Below are 20,527 nucleotides of genomic sequence, written 5' to 3'. Positions count from 1 at the left end.
AGAATGTTAGAACTCTAATGAGCCCTAAGCACTAAAAGTATAATAAAATGAATGGTGAGTCATTTCATGAGGTTTTCAGTTAAGTTGTGTAAATTCAGGTTAATAACTATTGGTTAGTGTGATTTATTGCTCATTATTTTAGCATAAAAAAGCCCTTCTCTATAAGAAAGGCATTTTTTTAGATGAGCTGCTTTAGAAGTGAAAAACGCCTAAACCCGATTTAATTTCATCAAGGGTTTGCTGGGTAATATCGCGGCATTTATCGGTACCCGTTTTTAAAATATCCATGATGTAATCAGGATCTTTTTGAAGTTCCATACGACGTTCGCGAATAGGGGTAATCAATTCTTTTAAAACCCCTTCAAGACGTTTTTTTACCGTACCATCCCCTAAACCACCACGGCGATAATGTTCTTTTAGCTCTGCAACAGCTTCTTGGTCTGGATCAAATGCATCAAGGTAAGTAAATACCACATTACCTTCAACCTGACCTGGATCTTCAACACGAAGATGGTTCGGGTCGGTATACATCGCATTAACTGCTTTTTTAATGTCTTTATCCGAAGCATCTAACACAATGGTATTGCCCAAAGATTTAGACATTTTGGCTTTACCATCAAAACCAGGCAAACGGCCTATATTTGAAAGCAACGCTTTACATTCGGGTAAAATTTCGTGGCCAATTTGACGATTTAAGCGACGGACAATTTCGTTAGTTTGTTCAATCATTGGAATCTGATCTTCACCCACAGGAACTACTGTCGCTTTAAAAGCGGTAATGTCGGCTGCTTGTGCTACAGGGTAACAAAGGAAACCTGCAGGAATATCACGTTCAAAACCCCGCATCTGAATTTCAGATTTAATGGTTGGATTGCGCTCTAAGCGTGACACCGTCACAAAGTTCAAATACAACATGGTCAGTTCATTCAATGCCGGTAAGCAGGATTGAACACAGATCGTTGTTTTGGTTGGGTCAATACCCACCGCTAAATAGTCAGTTGCCACTTCAATAATATTACGACGTACTTTTTCAAAGTTATCCGCGTTATCGGTTAAAGCTTGAGCATCAGCAAGGAGAAGATGTTGATGGTGAGAATCCTGTAGCCCTACACGTGAACGTAAAGAACCTACAAAATGACCTAAATGAAGTTGTCCAGTTGGGCGGTCGCCAGTCAAAATAACAGGACGCTTGTCTTGATTACTCATTATCTATCTATTCCAAAGTAGTTAGCACTACATTTATATGCCGATGAATTTGCCATATTGTACGGCATAATGTTTTTGAATGTCAGACACAATGAAAACAGAACATAGAAAAAAATAAGAATAATTTAATGAAGTTGATACAGTTTTTTTAACTATTTCTATTTAAGATATTGAATAGTAACTTTAAGGATAAAAAGAATGGCGAGTAGCTTATTAATATTATTAGATGATATTGCAACTGTTTTAGATGACGTTGCTGTCATGAGTAAAGTGGCGGCAAAAAAAACTGCAGGAGTATTGGGAGATGATTTGGCACTCAATGCTCAACAAGTCAGTGGTGTTCGTTCTGAACGTGAACTTCCGGTAGTTTGGAGCGTTGCCAAAGGTTCTTTTGTTAATAAGCTAATTCTTGTTCCTTTAGCCCTACTGATTAGTGTAGTAGCACCGTGGCTGATTACACCTTTATTGATGATTGGTGGTTTATTTCTATGTTATGAAGGTGTGGAAAAAGTACTGCACAGTTGGCAGCATAAAAAAGCCAAGACCAAAGAAGCTGCTGAAGCAGAACTCACTGCCATTGAAACCGATTTAGCGAAGTTCGAGAAAGAGAAAATTAAAGGTGCGATTCGTACTGACTTTATTTTGTCTGCTGAAATTGTGGTGATTTCATTGGGTACAGTAGCGGCGGCTACTTTTGCTACTAAAGTCATGGTGCTTTCCACCATTGCAGTTTTAATGACGGTGGGTGTTTATGGTTTTGTTGCCATGATTGTCAAAATTGATGATCTGGGATTGTATTTAACCGAGCAGGCATCTAGCTTCAAGCAAAGCATTGGACGTGGTTTACTGGCTTTTGCACCTAAACTAATGAAGACTCTCACCATTGTCGGAACCATTGCCATGTTTTTAGTGGGGGGCGGTATTATTACTCATGCTATTCCTCAATTACATCATTTTACTGAAGATTCAGTCGATCAAATTCAGCATATCCCTACGATCGGCAATATTATTGGTTCACTTACTCCGACTTTAATCAACTTTGTTATCGGTTTTGTAGCTGGCTTGCTGGTTTTTGTAGTGATCGCAACAATCCAAAAGTTTTGGCCAAAATCACAGCAGGCATAATTAGAAAAACTCGCTAAAATTAGTTAAAGCATACTAGAAGGAATATCACTATGCGCTGGAAAGGACGTCGTGTAAGTTCAAATGTGGAAGACCGCCGCGGTGGTGGTGCCAAAGCGGGTGGTATTAGTATTTTAGGACTTGTGGTTGCATTTGTAGCCTGGAAGTTTTTTGGCGTTGATCCTCAACAAGCCTATCAAGCCACTAAACAGGTGACCTCACAATCACAATCGGCTGAAACCAGAGGCTTGGATAATCCAACTCCAGAACAGCAAGAAGCGATGGATTTTGTTGGCACAGTGTTGGCTGATACCGAAGATACCTGGACTCAGGTATTCCAGCAGCAACTGAATAGCCAATATGTCGCACCTAAATTGGTGATGTTTAGCGGTGTGGTAAATTCCGGCTGTGGTACAGCACAATCTGCGATGGGGCCGTTTTATTGTCCAACAGACCAAAAAGTCTATATCGACACTGCCTTCTTTAAAGATATGCGTCAGCAAATGGGGATTTCCGGTGAGCAGAACAGCACTGAATTATCCCGCCAAGATCAGGCCGGCGATTTTGCTCAAGCCTATGTGGTTGCGCACGAAGTGGGGCATCATCTTCAAACGCTGTTAGGCATTTCAGATCAAGTGCAAAAAGCACGTGCTCGAAGTAGTCAAGTACAAGGCAATCAACTGTCTGTACGTCAGGAATTACAAGCAGATTGCTTTGCAGGAATTTGGGCCAATCATAATCAACAACGTACTCAATTCCTGGAACAAGGCGACATAGAAGAAGCAATGGATGCTGCCCATAAAATTGGTGATGATTATTTACAGAAACGTTCGACAGGGCAGGTCGTTCCCGACAGCTTTACCCATGGCAGTAGCGAACAGCGGATGAAATGGTTTCAAGCGGGTTTGAAATCAGGAACTATCAATGACTGTGATACCTTCAATCAAGCCATTTAAATAGAATAAAAAAAGAGGATTACACATCCTCTTTTTTTATTGGAATTTTCAGCGAGTTAAAAACTTTTTAAAGTTGCGGATAATTCGAATGGAGACGTAAAGGGCTGCAAGTGCAAACAGAACAATACTAAAAACAATGTATTTTAAACTGGCAATATCCGCCTGATAAAATTGCTGAATTTGTTGCTTGGAATAAGACCAGTTTTGCTGCTTTTGGGTACGGCTATCTTGATAAGTAATATTTTCAATATAAGACTGCTGACCCACTTTTAATAGCTCAAGCTGTTTAATTTGTCGGGTATGTGACTGGTTGTATTCATCGGTACAAATATCTTGCAGATAATGGGCGCAGTTTAATTTAGCAATATAGCCATTTTGGGCAATCAAAATAAAAATCGCTTGATCGGGTCGTTTATTATTGGAAACCAAAACCAATTGCTCTTGAGCACTCGACTTGAGTGAAATATGTTTGGCTTGCTGGAACTGCTGATCTGCTTGCAAAATTTCTTTGATTTTAGAATAGGCACTGAAAAATAAAGCCAAGGTAATGAGAAAAATGACTACTGCAAAAAAAAGTCGAAAGAGGGTTTTCACTGTTTGATGCATGAATAAATTCAACTTAATGTGGAGATTAAAGAAAGCGTTGCTACATTGAATACTTAGATGTAGGCCTATGTTAAATCATTGCTAAAAATATGTAAAAAAACTTAACTATTTTGTTTGCTCTGCAAAAAATCGTTAAACTGATTTAGTTAATAAATGTTATCTAATACAATATTTTACTTGGAAATAGTTGAATAAATTCGCTTTATTCCAATGAATTGCTAAAATTGGAACTTTAATGGGAAATTTCTTTTTTCTTCAAGTCTTTACTGTCATTTTTGCACTTTCTATTGCCACGACAATTTTTAATAAGCGTATTCTGGGTTTCCCGCAAGCGATTGGTGTACCGATTGTCTCGGCAATCTTTGTGTTTATTTTACAGTGGGGCGCAAGTTTACTCAGCGGTAATCAGTTTATAACAATTAACATTCACAACATTGAAGAAGCGGTTCGTCATATTGATTTTTATGACTTTTTAATTAATGGGGTAATTTGTTTTATTCTGACATCATCAGCTTTAAAATTTAAAGTCTCTGATTTAAAAAGCCATTGGAAGCCGATTAGTATCTTGGCCAGTATTGCTTTGGTACTTTGTGCAGTCTTTTTTGGCATGACTTTATATGGCTATCAATTCCTAATAGGCAAGCATGTCGATATACTGGTTCTGCTGTTATTAGGCGCTGCGCTTGGTGCGACTGACCCGATTGGGGTGAAAGGTGTTTTAAGTTCAGTACGTGCTCCTCATCATCTGATTGTGAAACTCGAAGGGGAGTCACTGTTTAATGATGCCATGTGTATCGCTGTATTCATGACTTTGTTGAATGTATTACAGGGTGAACACTTTACCATTCTTGGCACTTTAGAAACCTTGCTCTATGAAATCGTGGTGGCGGTCATTATTGGCTGGGCCTTTGGTCTGGGAATTTTAAGATTGCTTCGTGGTAAGCATGAAATGGAGTCTTTAATTCTAACTACAGCATTACTGGCCTGTGGTTCATATCTGGTTGCCCTATTTGCACATGCTTCTGCACCTATTGCCTGCGTCATTGGTGGCTTGGTGGTGGGGAATAAATGGAAAGAAATTCTGCAAGAACGTGAAATTCGTGAAGTTAACCATTTTTGGCATACCGTTGAAGGCATTATCAATTCATTCCTGTTTACGCTGATTGGTCTGGAACTGTTTATTTTAGATCTAAGCATTAGTCTCATTTTAGGCGGTATTGTTGCCTTTATTATTTTGCATGCTTCGCGCTTTGCTGCGAACTATCTTTCTTTTGCATTTTTCCCGAGTTTTAGAAACAAAAGTTATAACGGCAGTTTGGCTATTTTATCCTGGGGCGGGGTGCGCGGAGGAATCTCGCTTGCCTTGATCTTGGCAGTAGCCAATATTCCTGAACTGAGTGAATATAGCAGTATTTTAATTGGCTATACCTTTATTGCGGTATTACTTTCCGGGTTGGTCTGCGGACTTGGTTTACCCGCGGTTATGAATGCGTTCTATTATAACCCGAATGAAGAAACGACGGGGTTTAAAGGTTGGTATCAACGCATGTGCCATAAAATGAACAAGAAAGGTTTTCAGTATATTGTGGGTGAAGATGCCAATGGTAATGAAACCATTACAGTATATAACCCAGATGCTTTAATTGATGAAAAAGCCGAAGATGGAGTTGCGGTTATGCATAATCCAGAAAAGGTACAGGCTGTGAAACGCTTGGAAAGTCCAGATAATTTCTAATCGTTATCGCTGGTAAAAGAGCCTTTTAAAAGGCTCTTTTATGTTTGCAAGTTTAAATTGGATGATTTAAGGACAATCTATGCCACAACATTCAAGTCATTCTAGTGATGAATCAGCCCGTCAAATATTGCATGTAGTTGCTCTTATTCCTTATGGAAAAGTGGCCTCGTACGGACAAATTGCAAAGATGGCAGGATTGCCCAAACATGCACGTTTAGTAGGATATGTTTTAAAGCATTTGGATGCAGATGCAGAAATTCCTTGGCATAGAGTAATTAATTCACAAGGAAAAATTAGCCTAAGTAAACTCAATGATCGTGGTGACAATATTCAACGCTTAAAATTATTGGAAGAAGGCGTGAGGGTGATTGGAGACAAGATTAATTTAAAACAATATCAATGGATGAATGAGTAATAAAAGCAGTAAATCCTCAGGAGTGAGCGATTTCCCACCTTTAAAAAAGATGGGAAAGGCCAAGGTCACTATTATTGACGCACAATAAGTACAGGAATATGTGATTCTCCCAACAGGCTTTGTGCGACACTGCCGAGGAAAAGTTTTTTGAAGCCAGTACGACCATGTGAACCAATGATAATCAGGTCTGCATGATTCTCTTCTGCAGCTTTGACAATTTCACGATGAACCACTTGTCCTTCCAGTAGTTTGGTTTCTACTTCAATTCCTTGTTCATGAAATTTTGCTTTTGCAGCATCAAGGGATTCAATAATTGCCGTACGGGCACGTTCAATTAAATCGTTGGTTTGATTGGCAGAGATATATTCCGCTGCAATATAGGGGTCGAGTGATAAAACTTGAACCACTGTAACTTTGCTGCCAAATGCTTTTGCAAATTCAGCTGCTTTTGCTACCGCTGCATATGCAGTTTCTGAACCGTCAACTGGAACTAAAATATTATGATATGACATGTGTTTCTCCTTATAATCTTTACTTGCACGGATGCTTTTAACACTATGATTTATGGTTTATAAAAACAATTTACACTCCAATACTAGTCGTATTCTTGAGGGAATAAAACCTAGTAATTTCATAGGGATAATTAACTCCGCTAAATATTTTTTATAATTTAATCTAACATGGATTGAATAGAAAATTAGTAGGTTTAAAACTAAAGTCTGATGAAATTGTAAGCAGATTTTTAATTTGAAATTATATGTAAAAAAATAGGCAAAACACCTTTAAAAATTGTCATATGATAAGTTTAGTAAATTATTAATAATGAATCAGAAATGACTGAAATAAAGCAATTGAATTGGCAGCGTGATCATTTTGAAAATATTGAAGAGGCTTGGGATGGAGATCTGTGGAATAAGGAAGACTAAATTTTTAATTTTATGATTATTTCAAGGATAGCTCAGTTGCTTAGTGCACGGCATTTATAATGCGGGAGCATAAGTTCAAGTCTCGTCATAGCCATCATATTCTGAAAAAACCCACTCCGATTGAGTGGGTTTTTTATGCCTTAATTTTGAGGTGTACTTGGAGGAAGACCTGAAATACCTTACAATCGCTCAAATAAAACCATGCCAAGAATATTGATAATGATAAAAAAATCATTTTAAACATATTAATTTTATGTATTACTTTGCCTGTTTTTGCTGAAAATTCAATTCGATCATTGCCTTTTCAAAAAGAAGATATTTCTGCAACTGAAATAAGAAAAATTTGCCAACAATTAGAATCCGAATGTCGTGAAATAAATGCTCAACTCTGGTCAGTAAATATTGCAAAAAATAAATATTATTATTTGATAGAAGATAAATTACGAATCACACAGCTTTTAAAGCAGCGTGGGCAATATCGAATTATGCAGCATTGGGATTTGGATCAGCATCAACCTGTATTTGCAATTCAGGAAGATCATAAGTCGATCATTTATCTCCATCCTGCACTTTACCCTTTAAATAAGCATAATTATGCCGTTGCCTTGATTTATGGTGGGAGTTCAAACTCTTTGGGGAATGATAGTGGTGAGCAAAATGTGGACTTTATTCAATTACTTCCAAAAGGAAAAACAAAACTGGTCTTTGAGCATTTACCTTTTTACGAATACCAGAATCGACTCTCCTGCTACCAAGATCTGAAAGATGAAAAGAATAATTATTGTGAAGATCAGAAGGCGACCATACTTAAGATCAGCTATAGAGATGTAGGATTGGCTTATTATGAATGGCGTTTAAGTTATTTGAATATAAACTGGTTTAAAAATAATAAAATCGATGAATATAAACAGCGGAGTTTGACGCTAATCCCTTTTATTCAAGCGCATTAAAGGCATGCAGTAGCGATGTAACATCATCCGTCTGCAACTGCTCACGCATCTTTAAAAACTGCTTTTCATCTAAGTTATAGAGCTTAACTGAGAGTAGTTTTTTTATAGTGTCGGAAGGAAAACGGTATTTAATAATTTTCGCAGGAACCCCACCCACAACCGCGTAAGCTGGCACATCTTTGGTGACAACAGCACCTGTTGCCACAACTGCGCCTTCGCCTAGCTTCACACCTTGCATAATCATGGCACGCGAGCCAATCCAGCAGCCATCGCCAATGATCGTATCACCAGCAGGGACAAAACTGCGAGTATCAAAAGGAAAGGCTGAAATCCAGTCGGTACGGTGTAATTGGTTGCCACCCATCATAATCACGCATTCTGCGCCAAAACAGACAAAATTACCGATATAAAGCTGATCAATCGGTTTCTCTACAGTTGCAGGCTTGTCGTGTAAATAACGCACGACACAACGCTCAAAGCCTTGATCCCAATAAGCGCTGTAATAACTGTAATTTCCCTTAATGTGAATATTCGGATTCTTCACCGTTTTAGAGATGAATTCGAATTCACACCAGTGTTTGACAGGGGAATTAATCAATTGGTCAGGCATAGAAATACAGCGTAGAAAACTTTTGAGAATTATAACTTATCTAAGGGAAGCTTTCATGAAGACAGAAGGTTCTAGGCTGAAAGCTATCTTGAAAATAACTGGGTTCATTCTGAAAATTAGAAACGCTGTTGTATTTAAAGAAATTCCAGCATGCTCTAAACCAATACGGAACCAGACTAGGAAATAAAAAACCGCAAAGAGCTGAAATGCTTGCAGTGATTAAAATAATTTGTGTAGAACTGGTTTCGGTGCTTATATGAAAAGACCACACAATGGCAATCATGGTACCTAAGAAGATGCCGCCCGTCGCATAGTAAAAAGTTTGTATTAAGCGTTCATCCATCTTTTTAATTCTTTGTATGTGATGGATTAAATTATAATCGAATGATAGATAAAAGTACAAAAAACCCCTCAACTGAGGGGCTTTAAATTAAATAGCTTTAAATCTTAAAGATATTCAACTTTCACAATTTCGTATTCCACTTCACCTTGTGGTGTTACGATTTTTACTTCGTCGCCTTCGCTTTTGCCCAAAAGACCACGAGCGATAGGAGAGTTCACAGAGATCTTGTTGATCTTGAAGTCTGCTTCGTCATCGCCAACAATTTGATAAGTCTTTTGTGCCTCAGTGTCTAGGTTTTCAATCGTTACGGTTACCCCAAAAACGACACGACCGTTTTGTTCAAGTGTTTTAACATCAATCACTTGCATTGCACCGAGTTTACCCTCGATGTCTTGAATACGGCCTTCACAGAAACCCTGTTGCTCGCGAGCAGCATGGTATTCCGCATTTTCTTTCAAATCCCCATGTTCACGTGCTTCAGCAATTGCTGCAATAATACGTGGACGATCAATACTTTTTAACTGATGTAATTCTTTCTCTAAGGCAAGTTTGCCTTCAGGAGTCATAGGATAACGTTGCATTGTTGTCCCTCTAAGTGAGTATAAAAATGAATGGTTTATAAATGAAAAAATCCCGCCACCAATAAGGTGACGGGACTTATCGGTAATTTATTAACCTACTGTTAAATCTTGCAAGCGGTATACATCCATTGGCAATTTGATTGCTAAGGCTTGGCATACAGCATCAGCACCATTCAAGGTTGTGGTGTAATACACTTTACCTTGAAGCGCAGAGCGACGGATTGAGAACGAATCCTGCTGAGCTTGTTTACCTTCAGATGTATTGATAATGAGGTGAATCTCGCCATTTTTCAAGCGATCTACGATATGAGGGCGACCTTCAGTTACCTTATTCACACGTTCACATGCAATACCAGCTTCAGTAATCACTTTATGCGTACCACTTGTGGCTACAAGTTTGAAACCGTAATCAACAAGTTGTTGCGCAATGCGTGCAACATGCGGCTTATCTGACTCACGTACAGACAGGAATGCATGTTTTACTTCGCCTTCAGTTGGTTTACCAGGCAAGCGATCATTCGAGCCTAACACAGCTTTATAGAATGCTTCACCAAAAGTTGTACCTACACCCATTACTTCACCTGTAGATTTCATCTCAGGTCCAAGAATCGGGTCAACACCAGGGAATTTCGCAAATGGGAACACCGCTTCTTTTACAGCGAAGTGAGTCGGGATGATCTCTTTGGTAAATCCTTGAGATACTAAAGACTGACCCGCCATACAACGTGCAGCCACTTTCGCTAAAGACTCACCGATACATTTAGAAACGAAAGGCACGGTACGTGATGCACGTGGGTTCACTTCCAGAATGTAAACGTCATTGCCTTTAACTGCAAACTGTACGTTCATCAAACCAATTACGCCAAGCTCTTTCGCCATGGCAACAGTTTGACGACGCATTTCGTCCTGAATCTCTTGAGAAAGAGAGTAAGGAGGAATAGAACATGCTGAGTCACCAGAGTGAATACCGGCTTGTTCAATGTGCTGCATGATCCCGCCGATCACCACATCTTTACCGTCAGATACGCAGTCCACGTCAACTTCGATCGCATCATCTAGGAAACGGTCAAGTAGAACAGGGGCTTCGTTTGATGCTTGAACTGCATCGCGTAAGTAGCGTTTGAGTTCTTCATCGTTGTAAACGATTTCCATCGCGCGACCACCCAATACATAAGATGGACGAACAACCAGTGGGTAGCCGACTTTAGATGCTTCAGCCATACCTTCTTCAGCAGATTTTACAATGCTGTTATTTGGTTGACGAAGTTGCAGACGTTGAATCATTTGCTGGAAACGTTCACGGTCTTCTGCACGGTCAATCGCATCTGGAGATGTACCGATAATTGGTGCACCGGCTTCTTCTAAAGCACGAGCCAATTTAAGCGGAGTCTGACCACCGTACTGTACAATAATGCCTTTAGGCTTCTCTATACGCACGATTTCAAGTACATCTTCAAGTGTAATTGGTTCGAAATACAAGCGATCTGATGTGTCGTAATCCGTTGAAACAGTTTCAGGGTTACAGTTCACCATGATTGTTTCATAGCCGTCTTCACGCATTGCAAGCGCCGCGTGTACACAGCAGTAGTCGAACTCGATCCCTTGACCAATACGGTTAGGACCGCCACCGATCACCATGATCTTATCTTTAGTCGATGGATTCGCTTCACATTCTTCATCGTAAGTTGAGTACATGTAAGCAGTATCAGATTCGAATTCTGCAGCACAGGTATCCACACGTTTGTAAACAGGGGTTACACCCAAGTTCCAACGGTGTTTACGGAATTGTTTTTGTGAAATACCCATCAAATCCGCAATGCGAAGATCTGATAAACCTTTGCGTTTGAACGAACGGATATTGTCCGCATTCAAATCACCAAAACCTAAAGTTTTGATTTGGTTTTCAGTTTTGATGATATCTTCGATTTGGATCAAGAACCATTTGTCGATATTGGTTGCAGCAAACACTTCGTCTAAAGTGAAACCATGACGGAAAGCATCACCGATGAACCAAATACGTTCTGGACCAGGTACTTTAAGTTCTTGAAGAATTTTCTCGCGTGCGCCATCAGCACCGACTTCGAGTTTTTCGTCAAAACCACATACGCCCACTTCAAGACCACGAAGCGCTTTTTGCAAAGATTCCTGGAAGTTACGGCCAATCGCCATCACTTCGCCCACAGATTTCATCTGTGTAGTTAGAATTGCTTCAGCTTGCGGGAATTTCTCGAAGTTAAAACGAGGAATCTTGGTTACTACATAGTCAATTGCAGGTTCGAATGACGCAGGTGTTGCACCGCCAGTGATGTCATTTTTCAATTCATCAAGGGTGTAACCCACAGCCAATTTCGCTGCAATTCGTGCAATCGGGAAACCCGTTGCTTTTGATGCAAGTGCAGATGAACGTGATACACGTGGATTCATCTCGATCACAACCATACGACCGTCTTTCGGGTTAATACCGAATTGAACGTTCGAACCACCTGTTTCAACACCAATTTCACGCAGAACGGCAATCGATGCATTACGCATGATTTGGTATTCTTTGTCGGTCAATGTCTGTGCAGGGGCAACAGTGATTGAGTCACCTGTGTGAACACCCATAGGGTCAAAGTTTTCGATCGCACATACGATGATACAGTTGTCGTTTTTGTCACGAACAACTTCCATCTCGTACTCTTTCCAACCAATCAATGATTCATCGATTAAAAGTTGGTGAGTCGGTGACAGGTCGAAACCACGTTCACAGATTTCAATGAATTCGTCACGGTTGTAAGCAATACCACCGCCTGAACCACCCATGGTGAATGATGGACGAATAATAGAAGGGAAGCCAAGTTTTGCCTGAATCTCGAATGCTTCTTCCATGGTGCTTGCAACAGCAGCACGCGGACATTCAAGACCAATACGACGCATCGCGTCATCAAACAATTTACGGTCTTCAGCCATTTCAATGGCATCTTTACTCGCACCGATCAATTCAACATTGAATTTTTCTAAAATGCCGTGTTCATCCAGTGCAAGCGCACAGTTCAACGCTGTTTGACCACCCATAGTTGGAAGGACAGCATCTGGACGCTCTTTCTCGATGATTTGTGCAACAGTCTGCCAAGTAATCGGTTCGATATACGTTGCATCAGCCATTGACGGGTCGGTCATAATGGTCGCTGGGTTAGAGTTCACCAAAATAACACGGTAGCCTTCTTCACGAAGGGCTTTACATGCTTGCGCACCTGAGTAGTCAAACTCACATGCCTGACCGATCACAATCGGACCCGCACCAATAATTAAGATGCTTTTAATGTCTGTACGTTTAGCCATGATCGCTTCCTTAATTACTTCTTAGATGCTTCGATAAGTTCGATGAAATGATCGAACAAAGGGGCACAGTCATGTGGACCAGGACTTGCTTCAGGGTGACCTTGGAAGCTGAACGCTGGTTTGTCTGTGCGATGGATACCTTGGTTGGTGCCATCAAACAGTGAGCGATGCGTCACACGCAATACATTAGGCAGGTTGCTTTCATCTACTGCGAAGCCATGGTTCTGAGAAGTAATCATCACTGTACCATCTTCAAGATTTTGTACAGGATGGTTTGCACCGTGGTGACCGTGAGGCATTTTCACAGTTTTAGCACCAGAAGCAAGCGCAAGGATTTGGTGACCTAAACAGATACCAAATACAGGCAAGTTTGTCGTTTCAACAATGGTTTTTACAGCTTCAATTGCGTAATCACATGCCGCTGGATCGCCAGGACCATTCGACAAGAACACACCGTCCGGATTTAATGCGAGAACTTTTTCTGCAGGCGTTTGAGCTGGAACTACAGTTAGTTTGCATCCGCGATCAGTCAGCATACGTAAGATGTTGGTTTTGACACCGTAATCATATGCAACAACATGGAATTTAAGTTCAGGTTGAGAGAAGCCTTGACCAAGGGTCCAAGAACCTTCAGTCCATTCAAAACCTTCTGGGTCACAGCATTCTTTCGCCAGGTCTAAACCGTTTAGACCGCCAAACGCACGTGCTTTTTCTAAAGCCTCTTCTTCTGTAATGTTGTCACCGGCAAGGATGCAACCATTCTGCGTACCTTTGGCACGTAAAATTCGGGTCAATTTGCGTGTATCAATATCGGCAATCGCAACAACATTGTGCTGTTGAAGATATTCACCCAAAGATTGATTCGCGCGGAAATTGCTATGCAACAAAGGAAGGTCACGGATAATTAAACCGTTAGCCCATACTTTATGAATTCGACCTGACTCAGCGTCTTCATCATTACAACCTGTATTACCAATATGCGGGTAAGTCAAAGTCACAAGTTGCTGTGCATAACTCGGGTCAGTCAAAATTTCTTGATAGCCAGTCATTGCTGTATTAAAAACGACTTCACCAGTCGTACTACCCGATGCACCGATAGACGTACCTTTAAAGATCGTTCCATCTGCGAGGGCTAAAATGGCGGGAGTGCTCAAACCAAAGCTCCTGAAATTTAGGCTGTAAAAAAGCGAGAAGACGAAAAAAAAGGAAGGCTATTTTTTTAACCAACCCTCCCTATGTCTGCTCGCTTGAACTTAACACGGCATTATACGCAGTCGACCTGTTGAAGTCCATGCTATTTATGCTGAATATCTAAGATAAATACCTTGTGTTTTAAACAAAAGTCTGTTTGAGAGAGTGTATGTAAAATGTAAGCAAATAAGAATTGTCTGACAAATCAAAACTTAAATTTTATCAAATCGACTAGTCTATAGCTCTCATCCAATAACGATAGGAACAAGGCCATGACTACAGAACAAAAACATGTTAAAGCTAAACCTGCCTTAAAAGAGGTAGTTGCTGATAGTGCTGAAAAGTTGGAACAAGCGTCTAAAGAGGCAAAGCAAAAGGTAACCGAAACGGTAACTGAATCGGCTCAAAATGTTAAAGCAGAAGCGAAAGAACTGCAGGGTAATGTACAAGATCAAGTTCAAAATCTAAAACAGGATCTGCTACAACGCATTGATGCAATTAAGAAACAACTGAATTTTTCACAAAAAGATTTAACTGAGTTGAAAGAGTTTGTAAAAACTGAATTCAATGCAGTGATTGAGGATTTATCCAAACTGGGTAAAGAATTGAAAGAGGATGTCAGCCAAATTTCCGTTAAACATAAAGATCATTTAACTGAAACCTTCAAGCGTTCAAAAGAACATACCTTAGATGCATGGAAAAAAGTTTCTGTTAAAGCTGAAGAGAAACCAACTTTAAAAAGCTGATTTATTATTCAATGTAAAATACAAAACTAAGAGGGGGATATGCAATATTTCCTGAATCCAAGTATTGAAAACATAAAATTGAAAGCATAAAAAAGTGAGGTCGTCTGCCTCACTTTTTTATTTGTCGAATATCAGTGTTCTAGTTTAAAACTGATGTAGCCAATCACGTTTGTTGTGAAAGTCTGCATTCGGGCTGCTGTGTTGCATCGCGTAGTATTGATTACCTTGCGAGGTGTCAAGTACGGCACTTAAACCCAGGAACATATTCGACCATTGTAATTTGTGCTTTAACATAAACCCGGTCAAATCCAGGCTCACATTTAAACCGTAATGTGTACGTTTGAGTTGATTGAGTTCAATGTCATCTGCAGCTTGCGGAGGCATATCTTCAGGATAACGATATTCCTCGAATTGATACGCCTGCCAAGCTTGTGAAGGGGAGAGGTTGATCTCCCGATAAAAATCTTCACCATGCACGCCAATAAAAATTTCATAACAGGTATGTTCCCATAAGAAATCTTGACGTGGATTACCTTGTACCAAGTCAGGCCATTGCATGAATTGATTTGGATCACGTAACCAATAGCCCACATTTATACCATATGGACCTTGTTGTTCAATTGCTCCAACTAAAGAGATGGATTGAAAACGACGATCGAAAGCATTAAGTTCGTAACTGGCCATAAAGCTTAGTTAGACAAATGTGCGTGGCGTACAAGATTTGAAAGTTTTGGATTTTGTTTTGCAGCTTTTTTATAAAGCAATGCAATTTTACCAATCGTTTGTACTATTTCAGCGCCAGTCACTTGAGCAATTTCGTTAATTGCAGCAACACGTGCTTCGCGATCTTCACCGGCAATTTTAACTTTAATCAGTTCATGATCATTTAAAGCACGGTTTGTTTCTTCGATGACATTTTCAGTCAAACCTTGACCGCCCAACATAACCACGGGGTTAAGTGCATGTCCGATTTGACGCAAACGCTTGCGTTCCTGAATTGATAAAGCCGCCATAAAGATAACCTAATTTTAAAAACGGCCTAGTATAGCAAATCCCATATTTAAACGCTTTATATTCTGTTGAAATAATCGATTTCTGTTATTGAAAAAAACATACTAAAGAGCAGATTTAGATACAGATGTATACTGCAACTGTGGCATTTTTCACGTACAATCATGAATTAGAAGTTTTTTATTATTTAGAGAGTTATGGCAACACGCATTACCAACCAAAAGTTATCGAAAAGCAGTCGAGATTGGATGCGCGAGCACTTAGACGATCCGTTTGTGAAAAAAGCACAGAAGGAAGGCTACCGTGCGCGTGCTGCTTATAAGCTTCTTGAAATGCAAGAAAAATATAAAATTATTAAACCGGGCATGACAGTTGTAGACCTGGGTGCTGCACCAGGTAGTTGGTCACAAATTGCCGGAAAATTGGTCGGCGATAAAGGTTTGCTGATTGCTTCAGATATCTTGGAAATGGATGCATTGCCTGATGTAACTTTTTTACAAGGTGACTTTCGGGAAGAAGAAGTTTTCGAAAAATTGTTAAATCTTTTAAACGGACGGACCGTAGATGTTGTAATTTCAGATATGGCCCCCAATACATCAGGTAATAAGGCTGTAGATCAACCGCGTCAGATTTACTTGTGTGAACTTGCTTTAGATTTCGCCAACAAGGTTCTAGGACCTAAAGGGCAATTTGTAGTCAAGGTTTTCCAGGGCACAGGATTTGATGAATTCCGTAAACAAGTCGTAGATAGCTTTGATGTATTAAAAACATCAAAACCTGCTGCTTCACGTGCCCGTTCTAAAGAAGTATTTTTGATCGGACAAGGGCGCAAGAAGGCTTCTAAATAAAGTTTACTTGCCAAGACGTTAAAAATTGTGCATTTTGTACATTTTTAAAATATTGCAAAGCTGATCTTCAGCTTAAATTAGGGTCACCCGTTTTTGGGCATGATCAAATTAGATTGATATGGGAATAAAGCTTTGAGCGATCTCTTCAAGAATGCCGTTTTGTGGCTGGTTATACTCGGTGTGCTGATTCTGATTTTCAGCAACATCAGTGACCGCAATCAACCGACTGCAATGAATTATTCAGAGTTTGTTTCAGCGGTGAATGCTGGTCAAATTAAGCAAGTCACAATTGATGGTGAAAGAATTCGTGGTGAAAAAACAAACGGTTCAGAGTTTGAGAGTATTCGTCCTGCAATTCAAGACCCAGAACTTATGCCAAGCCTCATCAAACAGGGTGTGGTCGTAGAGGGTACTGCTCCTGCGCGTCAAGGCTTGTTGATGCAACTTCTTATCGCTAGCTTCCCTGTACTTTTAATCATTTTGTTATTCATGTTCTTTATGCGAAACATGGGTGGTGGTGCAGGTGGTAAAAGCGGCCCGATGAGTTTTGGTAAGTCAAAAGCCAAAATGCTTTCTGAAGACCAAATTAAAGTTACTTTTTCAGATGTTGCGGGTTGTGATGAAGCTAAACAAGAAGTGGTGGAAATTGTCGATTTCCTTAAAGACCCTACCAAATTTAAACGTCTCGGTGCAAGTATTCCACGTGGTGTTTTAATGGTCGGTCCTCCAGGTACAGGTAAAACTTTACTTGCGAAAGCCATTGCTGGTGAAGCAAAAGTTCCATTCTTTAGTATTTCTGGTTCTGACTTCGTTGAAATGTTCGTCGGTGTGGGTGCGTCTCGTGTCCGTGACATGTTTGAACAAGCAAAACGCCATGCACCATGTATTATCTTTATTGATGAGATTGATGCAGTCGGTCGTCATCGTGGTTCAGGTACAGGTGGTGGTCACGATGAACGTGAACAAACACTGAATCAGATGCTTGTAGAAATGGATGGTTTTGAAGGTAACGAAGGTATTATCGTAATCGCTGCAACCAACCGTGCAGATGTGCTCGATAAGGCCTTACTTCGTCCAGGTCGTTTTGACCGTCAAGTGATGGTTGGTCTTCCAGACATTAAAGGTCGTGAACAAATTCTCAATGTTCACATGAAAAAATTGCCTTCTGTAACAGGTGTGGATGTAAAAGTTCTTGCACGTGGTACACCGGGTTTCTCAGGTGCACAATTGGCGAATCTTGTAAACGAAGCGGCATTATTTGCAGCACGTCGTAACAAGAATACAGTCGATATGCATGACTTTGAAGATGCAAAAGATAAGTTGTACATGGGACCTGAACGTAAATCGATGGTGCTGCGTGATGAAGAACGTCGAGCTACGGCTTATCATGAAGCAGGTCATGCAATTGTCGCAGAAAGTTTACCCGGTACAGATCCTGTGCATAAAGTAACCATTATGCCGCGTGGTTGGGCTTTGGGTGTAACTTGGCAGTTACCTGAATTTGATCAAACCAGTCATTATAAAGACAAAATGTTGAATGAACTTTCAATTTTGTTTGGCGGTCGTATTGCTGAAGAAGTATTCATTAATCAGATGTCTACAGGAGCATCAAACGACTTTGAACGTGCAACGAAAATGGCACGTGCAATGGTAACCAAATATGGCATGTCTGACAAAATGGGCGTGATGGTCTATGAAGAAGATGCACAGCAATCTTTCATGGGCAGTATTGGTAGTCGCAGTATTTCTGAAACTACACAACTAGAAGTAGACCGTGAAATTCGTCGAATTTTAGATGAGCAATATAAAATCGCACGCGATATCTTGGAAAGTAAAAAAGATGTTGCTCATGCGATGGTTAAAGCGTTGATGGAATGGGAAACCATTGATCGTGATCAAATCCGTGACATTATGGAAGGTCGTGAACCTCAACCACCTAAGGTATATGTTGCTGATCATCCAGTGATTGATGTAACACCGACTGATGGTCCGGCAACACCTCCACCATTACCCGCAAACTAATGGTTTAGGTTTGGTGCAAAAAAGAGTCTCAAGTGAGGCTCTTTTTTATGCTTAAAAGTTGAGAGTTTGAAAAGATTTCAGCTAGAGTAAAACCAACTCTTGATACACTGTGAGTTAGATATTTAAGGAGAGTTATTATGCGGTTAATGCCATTACCAAAACGAGTATTGCAATGTGGACGGATAAGTCTGGATTTATCTCAACCGCATGTGATGGGTATTTTAAATGTTACTCCAGACTCGTTTAGTGATGGTGGAAAGCATAATGGAAAAGATCAAGCCGTTGCTTATGCGCTGCAAATGATTGCAGATGGCGCGACCGTTATTGATGTAGGGGGGGAATCAACACGTCCGGGAGCATCAACTGTAGAAGTCGAAGAAGAAATACGTCGTGTTGTGCCTGTGGTGAAAGAATTATCAAAGCATGAGGTGATTATCTCAGTTGATACTTCACAACCGGAAGTGATGCGTGCAGCAGTTCAAGTAGGAGCCCATATCTGGAATGATGTCCGTGCCTTAACACGTCCACAGGCGCTTGAAACCGCGGCTGAACTGAATATACCTGTTATTATTATGCATATGCGTGGTGAACCAACCACAATGAATGATTTAAACCAATATACTGATGTAACAGCGGATGTAATTAAAGAGCTGCAACAACGTGTCGATGATGCTTTAGAAGCAGGGATAAAACCTGAAAATATCATGATTGATCCAGGGTTTGGTTTTGCTAAGAATGCACACCAAAATTTAAAATTATTGAATGAATTCTATAGATTAAATGATATGGGTTATCCTATTTTATCTGCGCTTTCTCGAAAGCGTTTCATTGGTGAGGCATTAGGTGGGGCAGATGCACAAAATCGTGCTATAGGTTCGGTAGCAGGGCATTTGATGAGTATTCAACAAGGTGCATGTATGGTGCGAGCGCACGATGTCAAAGCGATGTCAGATGCAATTAAAGTGTGGAATGCAATGAATCATCTAGGTCTGTAAATGAGACAAAGCTCGATAAGCTATCGGGCTTTTTTGCTTTAAGATGTAATTATTTTCCTGTATGCTCAAGCGAAGAATGGTGAACAACAATTCGTAATTTACCTGCATTATCTTTTACAAATTTCCAGTTTTTATCTACAGTAGTGACTTGGCCATTCTTATTGGTGAAGTGAACTTTACCTAAAGTGGTTGCACTGTCATTCGATATATTTATAGCTATATTATTGACTTCACATTTTTGCCACCCACAAGTGCAAACCCTTTGTCACTCGGGAAATTTGGATCTCCTCCCACGAAATAAGACAAAGCACCTTCTTTTGTGGTTCTAAATGTTTGTGGTTAATTTGGGTTTAAATAAAACAGGACCATCTTGATAAAAATATGCAGTATCAATCACCTTGCTTGCGAAATCATTTGCTGCTTGTTTTCCGCTTTTATCGTATGTTGAGCTGATATCAAGTAATGATTTACACCAAGCTTGCTGTGCCGCTATTATTTCGGGTTCAGAAATAATATTTTTGTGAGTATCTTTGGTTTGTGTTGTAGGGCATGCGGCTAAGGTTATTCAAAGAAATGTAACTAAAATGGTTTTCATAACATTTCCCTATAAAAATTACGTTTTTATTTTATAAAGTAAGTTTTATTTAAATCATAGTAATGCTATTGAATGTATCGAAAACTTAACTAAATCCCTACATGGATTTAAAAGGTTAAATAAATTAGTGTCTCAGTTTATATGGGGAGAAAGATTGCAGGTCTCACTATCTTTTAGTATGCCCTAATTACAGAAACTAGAAGTAAATATGAAAATAATCTATTTTAGGTTTAGATAAGTCGTTAATATTTTAGAAAGGCTTTATTGCATTAATATTTTAAAAGCTAATAGTTGGTCATATCTATCAAATTTAATATACGAGAAACATTGTTTCGTTAGAGGTATGAG

19 protein-coding genes are annotated in these 20,527 nt (G+C 39.8%); 9 read left to right on the top strand and 10 right to left on the bottom strand.

What is annotated here, in order from left to right; genetic code table 11:
* Positions 1 to 192: 192 nt before the first annotated feature.
* Positions 193 to 1,206 (bottom strand): tryptophan--tRNA ligase, encoded by a 1,014-nt coding sequence (gene trpS, locus ACP69Y_RS01205; protein WP_425915435.1) that lies wholly within the window; start codon positions 1,204 to 1,206, stop codon positions 193 to 195.
* Positions 1,207 to 1,404: 198 nt separating this feature from the next.
* On the opposite strand from trpS, the gene ACP69Y_RS01200 reads away from it, so the two are divergent.
* Together ACP69Y_RS01200 and ypfJ are read left to right on the top strand one after the other, a co-directional pair.
* Positions 1,405 to 2,331: a DUF808 domain-containing protein gene (locus tag ACP69Y_RS01200; RefSeq protein WP_425915433.1), complete on the top strand. Its 927-nt coding sequence runs from the start codon at positions 1,405 to 1,407 to the stop codon at positions 2,329 to 2,331.
* Positions 2,332 to 2,381: 50 nt separating this feature from the next.
* On the top strand, positions 2,382 to 3,284 hold the full coding sequence (gene ypfJ, locus ACP69Y_RS01195; protein WP_425915431.1) for a KPN_02809 family neutral zinc metallopeptidase: 903 nt from the start codon (positions 2,382 to 2,384) through the stop codon (positions 3,282 to 3,284).
* A 48-nt stretch (positions 3,285 to 3,332) separates the two neighbouring features.
* Here the strand turns inward: ypfJ and ACP69Y_RS01190 are convergent, their stop codons facing one another.
* Positions 3,333 to 3,890 (bottom strand): hypothetical protein, encoded by a 558-nt coding sequence (locus tag ACP69Y_RS01190; protein WP_425915429.1) that lies wholly within the window; start codon positions 3,888 to 3,890, stop codon positions 3,333 to 3,335.
* Positions 3,891 to 4,125: 235 nt separating this feature from the next.
* Between ACP69Y_RS01190 and ACP69Y_RS01185 the strand changes: the two genes are divergently transcribed.
* Both ACP69Y_RS01185 and ACP69Y_RS01180 read left to right on the top strand, forming a co-directional pair.
* Positions 4,126 to 5,625 (top strand): cation:proton antiporter, encoded by a 1,500-nt coding sequence (locus ACP69Y_RS01185; protein ID WP_425915427.1) that lies wholly within the window; start codon positions 4,126 to 4,128, stop codon positions 5,623 to 5,625.
* A gap of 79 nt (positions 5,626 to 5,704) precedes the next feature.
* Entirely contained in the window at positions 5,705 to 6,040 is a 336-nt protein-coding gene (locus tag ACP69Y_RS01180; protein WP_425915425.1) for an MGMT family protein, read from the top strand.
* A gap of 71 nt (positions 6,041 to 6,111) precedes the next feature.
* Here the strand turns inward: ACP69Y_RS01180 and ACP69Y_RS01175 are convergent, their stop codons facing one another.
* Positions 6,112 to 6,552 (bottom strand): universal stress protein, encoded by a 441-nt coding sequence (locus ACP69Y_RS01175; protein WP_425915423.1) that lies wholly within the window; start codon positions 6,550 to 6,552, stop codon positions 6,112 to 6,114.
* 677 nt (positions 6,553 to 7,229) lie between these two features.
* Between ACP69Y_RS01175 and ACP69Y_RS01170 the strand changes: the two genes are divergently transcribed.
* Complete coding sequence (locus tag ACP69Y_RS01170) at positions 7,230 to 7,916, top strand: hypothetical protein (protein WP_425915421.1); 687 nt, start codon at positions 7,230 to 7,232, stop codon at positions 7,914 to 7,916.
* On the opposite strand, the gene ACP69Y_RS01165 is transcribed toward ACP69Y_RS01170, so the two are convergent.
* The 5 genes from ACP69Y_RS01165 to carA all read right to left on the bottom strand — a co-directional run bounded on the left by ACP69Y_RS01165 (position 7,900) and on the right by carA (position 13,925).
* Positions 7,900 to 8,526, bottom strand: coding sequence for a CatB-related O-acetyltransferase (locus ACP69Y_RS01165; RefSeq protein ID WP_425915419.1), 627 nt, complete (start codon positions 8,524 to 8,526; stop codon positions 7,900 to 7,902). The genes ACP69Y_RS01170 and ACP69Y_RS01165 overlap by 17 nt on opposite strands.
* Before the next feature lie 40 nt (positions 8,527 to 8,566).
* On the bottom strand, positions 8,567 to 8,869 hold the full coding sequence (locus tag ACP69Y_RS01160; protein ID WP_425915418.1) for a hypothetical protein: 303 nt from the start codon (positions 8,867 to 8,869) through the stop codon (positions 8,567 to 8,569).
* Between the two features lie 104 nt (positions 8,870 to 8,973).
* Entirely contained in the window at positions 8,974 to 9,450 is a 477-nt protein-coding gene (gene greA / locus ACP69Y_RS01155; protein WP_425915416.1) for a transcription elongation factor GreA, read from the bottom strand.
* A gap of 90 nt (positions 9,451 to 9,540) precedes the next feature.
* A complete protein-coding gene (gene carB, locus ACP69Y_RS01150) occupies positions 9,541 to 12,771 on the bottom strand; it encodes a carbamoyl-phosphate synthase large subunit (RefSeq protein WP_425915413.1) in 3,231 nt (1,076 codons plus the stop codon).
* A 14-nt stretch (positions 12,772 to 12,785) separates the two neighbouring features.
* Positions 12,786 to 13,925: a glutamine-hydrolyzing carbamoyl-phosphate synthase small subunit gene (carA, locus tag ACP69Y_RS01145; RefSeq protein ID WP_425915411.1), complete on the bottom strand. Its 1,140-nt coding sequence runs from the start codon at positions 13,923 to 13,925 to the stop codon at positions 12,786 to 12,788.
* A 309-nt stretch (positions 13,926 to 14,234) separates the two neighbouring features.
* On the opposite strand from carA, the gene ACP69Y_RS01140 reads away from it, so the two are divergent.
* Positions 14,235 to 14,708, top strand: coding sequence for a hypothetical protein (locus ACP69Y_RS01140; RefSeq protein WP_425915409.1), 474 nt, complete (start codon positions 14,235 to 14,237; stop codon positions 14,706 to 14,708).
* A gap of 144 nt (positions 14,709 to 14,852) precedes the next feature.
* Here ACP69Y_RS01140 and ACP69Y_RS01135 read toward each other — a convergent pair whose 3' ends face one another.
* Both ACP69Y_RS01135 and yhbY read right to left on the bottom strand, forming a co-directional pair.
* The gene (locus ACP69Y_RS01135) at positions 14,853 to 15,392 is read right to left on the bottom strand and encodes a DOMON-like domain-containing protein (RefSeq protein WP_425915407.1); all 540 of its coding nucleotides are present in this window, start codon (positions 15,390 to 15,392) and stop codon (positions 14,853 to 14,855) included.
* A gap of 5 nt (positions 15,393 to 15,397) precedes the next feature.
* Positions 15,398 to 15,721 carry a ribosome assembly RNA-binding protein YhbY gene (yhbY, locus tag ACP69Y_RS01130; protein WP_067868089.1) on the bottom strand — a complete coding sequence of 108 codons (324 nt, stop codon included), beginning with the start codon at positions 15,719 to 15,721 and terminating at the stop codon, positions 15,398 to 15,400.
* A gap of 195 nt (positions 15,722 to 15,916) precedes the next feature.
* Between yhbY and rlmE the strand changes: the two genes are divergently transcribed.
* The 3 genes from rlmE to folP all read left to right on the top strand — a co-directional run bounded on the left by rlmE (position 15,917) and on the right by folP (position 19,584).
* On the top strand, positions 15,917 to 16,567 hold the full coding sequence (gene rlmE / locus ACP69Y_RS01125) for a 23S rRNA (uridine(2552)-2'-O)-methyltransferase RlmE (RefSeq protein ID WP_131215462.1): 651 nt from the start codon (positions 15,917 to 15,919) through the stop codon (positions 16,565 to 16,567).
* A 132-nt stretch (positions 16,568 to 16,699) separates the two neighbouring features.
* Complete coding sequence (gene ftsH, locus ACP69Y_RS01120) at positions 16,700 to 18,589, top strand: ATP-dependent zinc metalloprotease FtsH (RefSeq protein WP_425915403.1); 1,890 nt, start codon at positions 16,700 to 16,702, stop codon at positions 18,587 to 18,589.
* A 137-nt stretch (positions 18,590 to 18,726) separates the two neighbouring features.
* Positions 18,727 to 19,584: a dihydropteroate synthase gene (gene folP, locus ACP69Y_RS01115; protein ID WP_425915401.1), complete on the top strand. Its 858-nt coding sequence runs from the start codon at positions 18,727 to 18,729 to the stop codon at positions 19,582 to 19,584.
* Positions 19,585 to 20,527: the final 943 nt, after the last annotated feature.

It is taken from the genome of Acinetobacter sp. TSRC1-2, assembly GCF_049895885.1.
In the GTDB taxonomy this organism is placed as follows: domain Bacteria; phylum Pseudomonadota; class Gammaproteobacteria; order Pseudomonadales; family Moraxellaceae; genus Acinetobacter.
The sequence above is the reverse complement of the archived record's forward strand: the minus strand, read 5'-3'. Positions and strand labels throughout refer to the sequence as shown.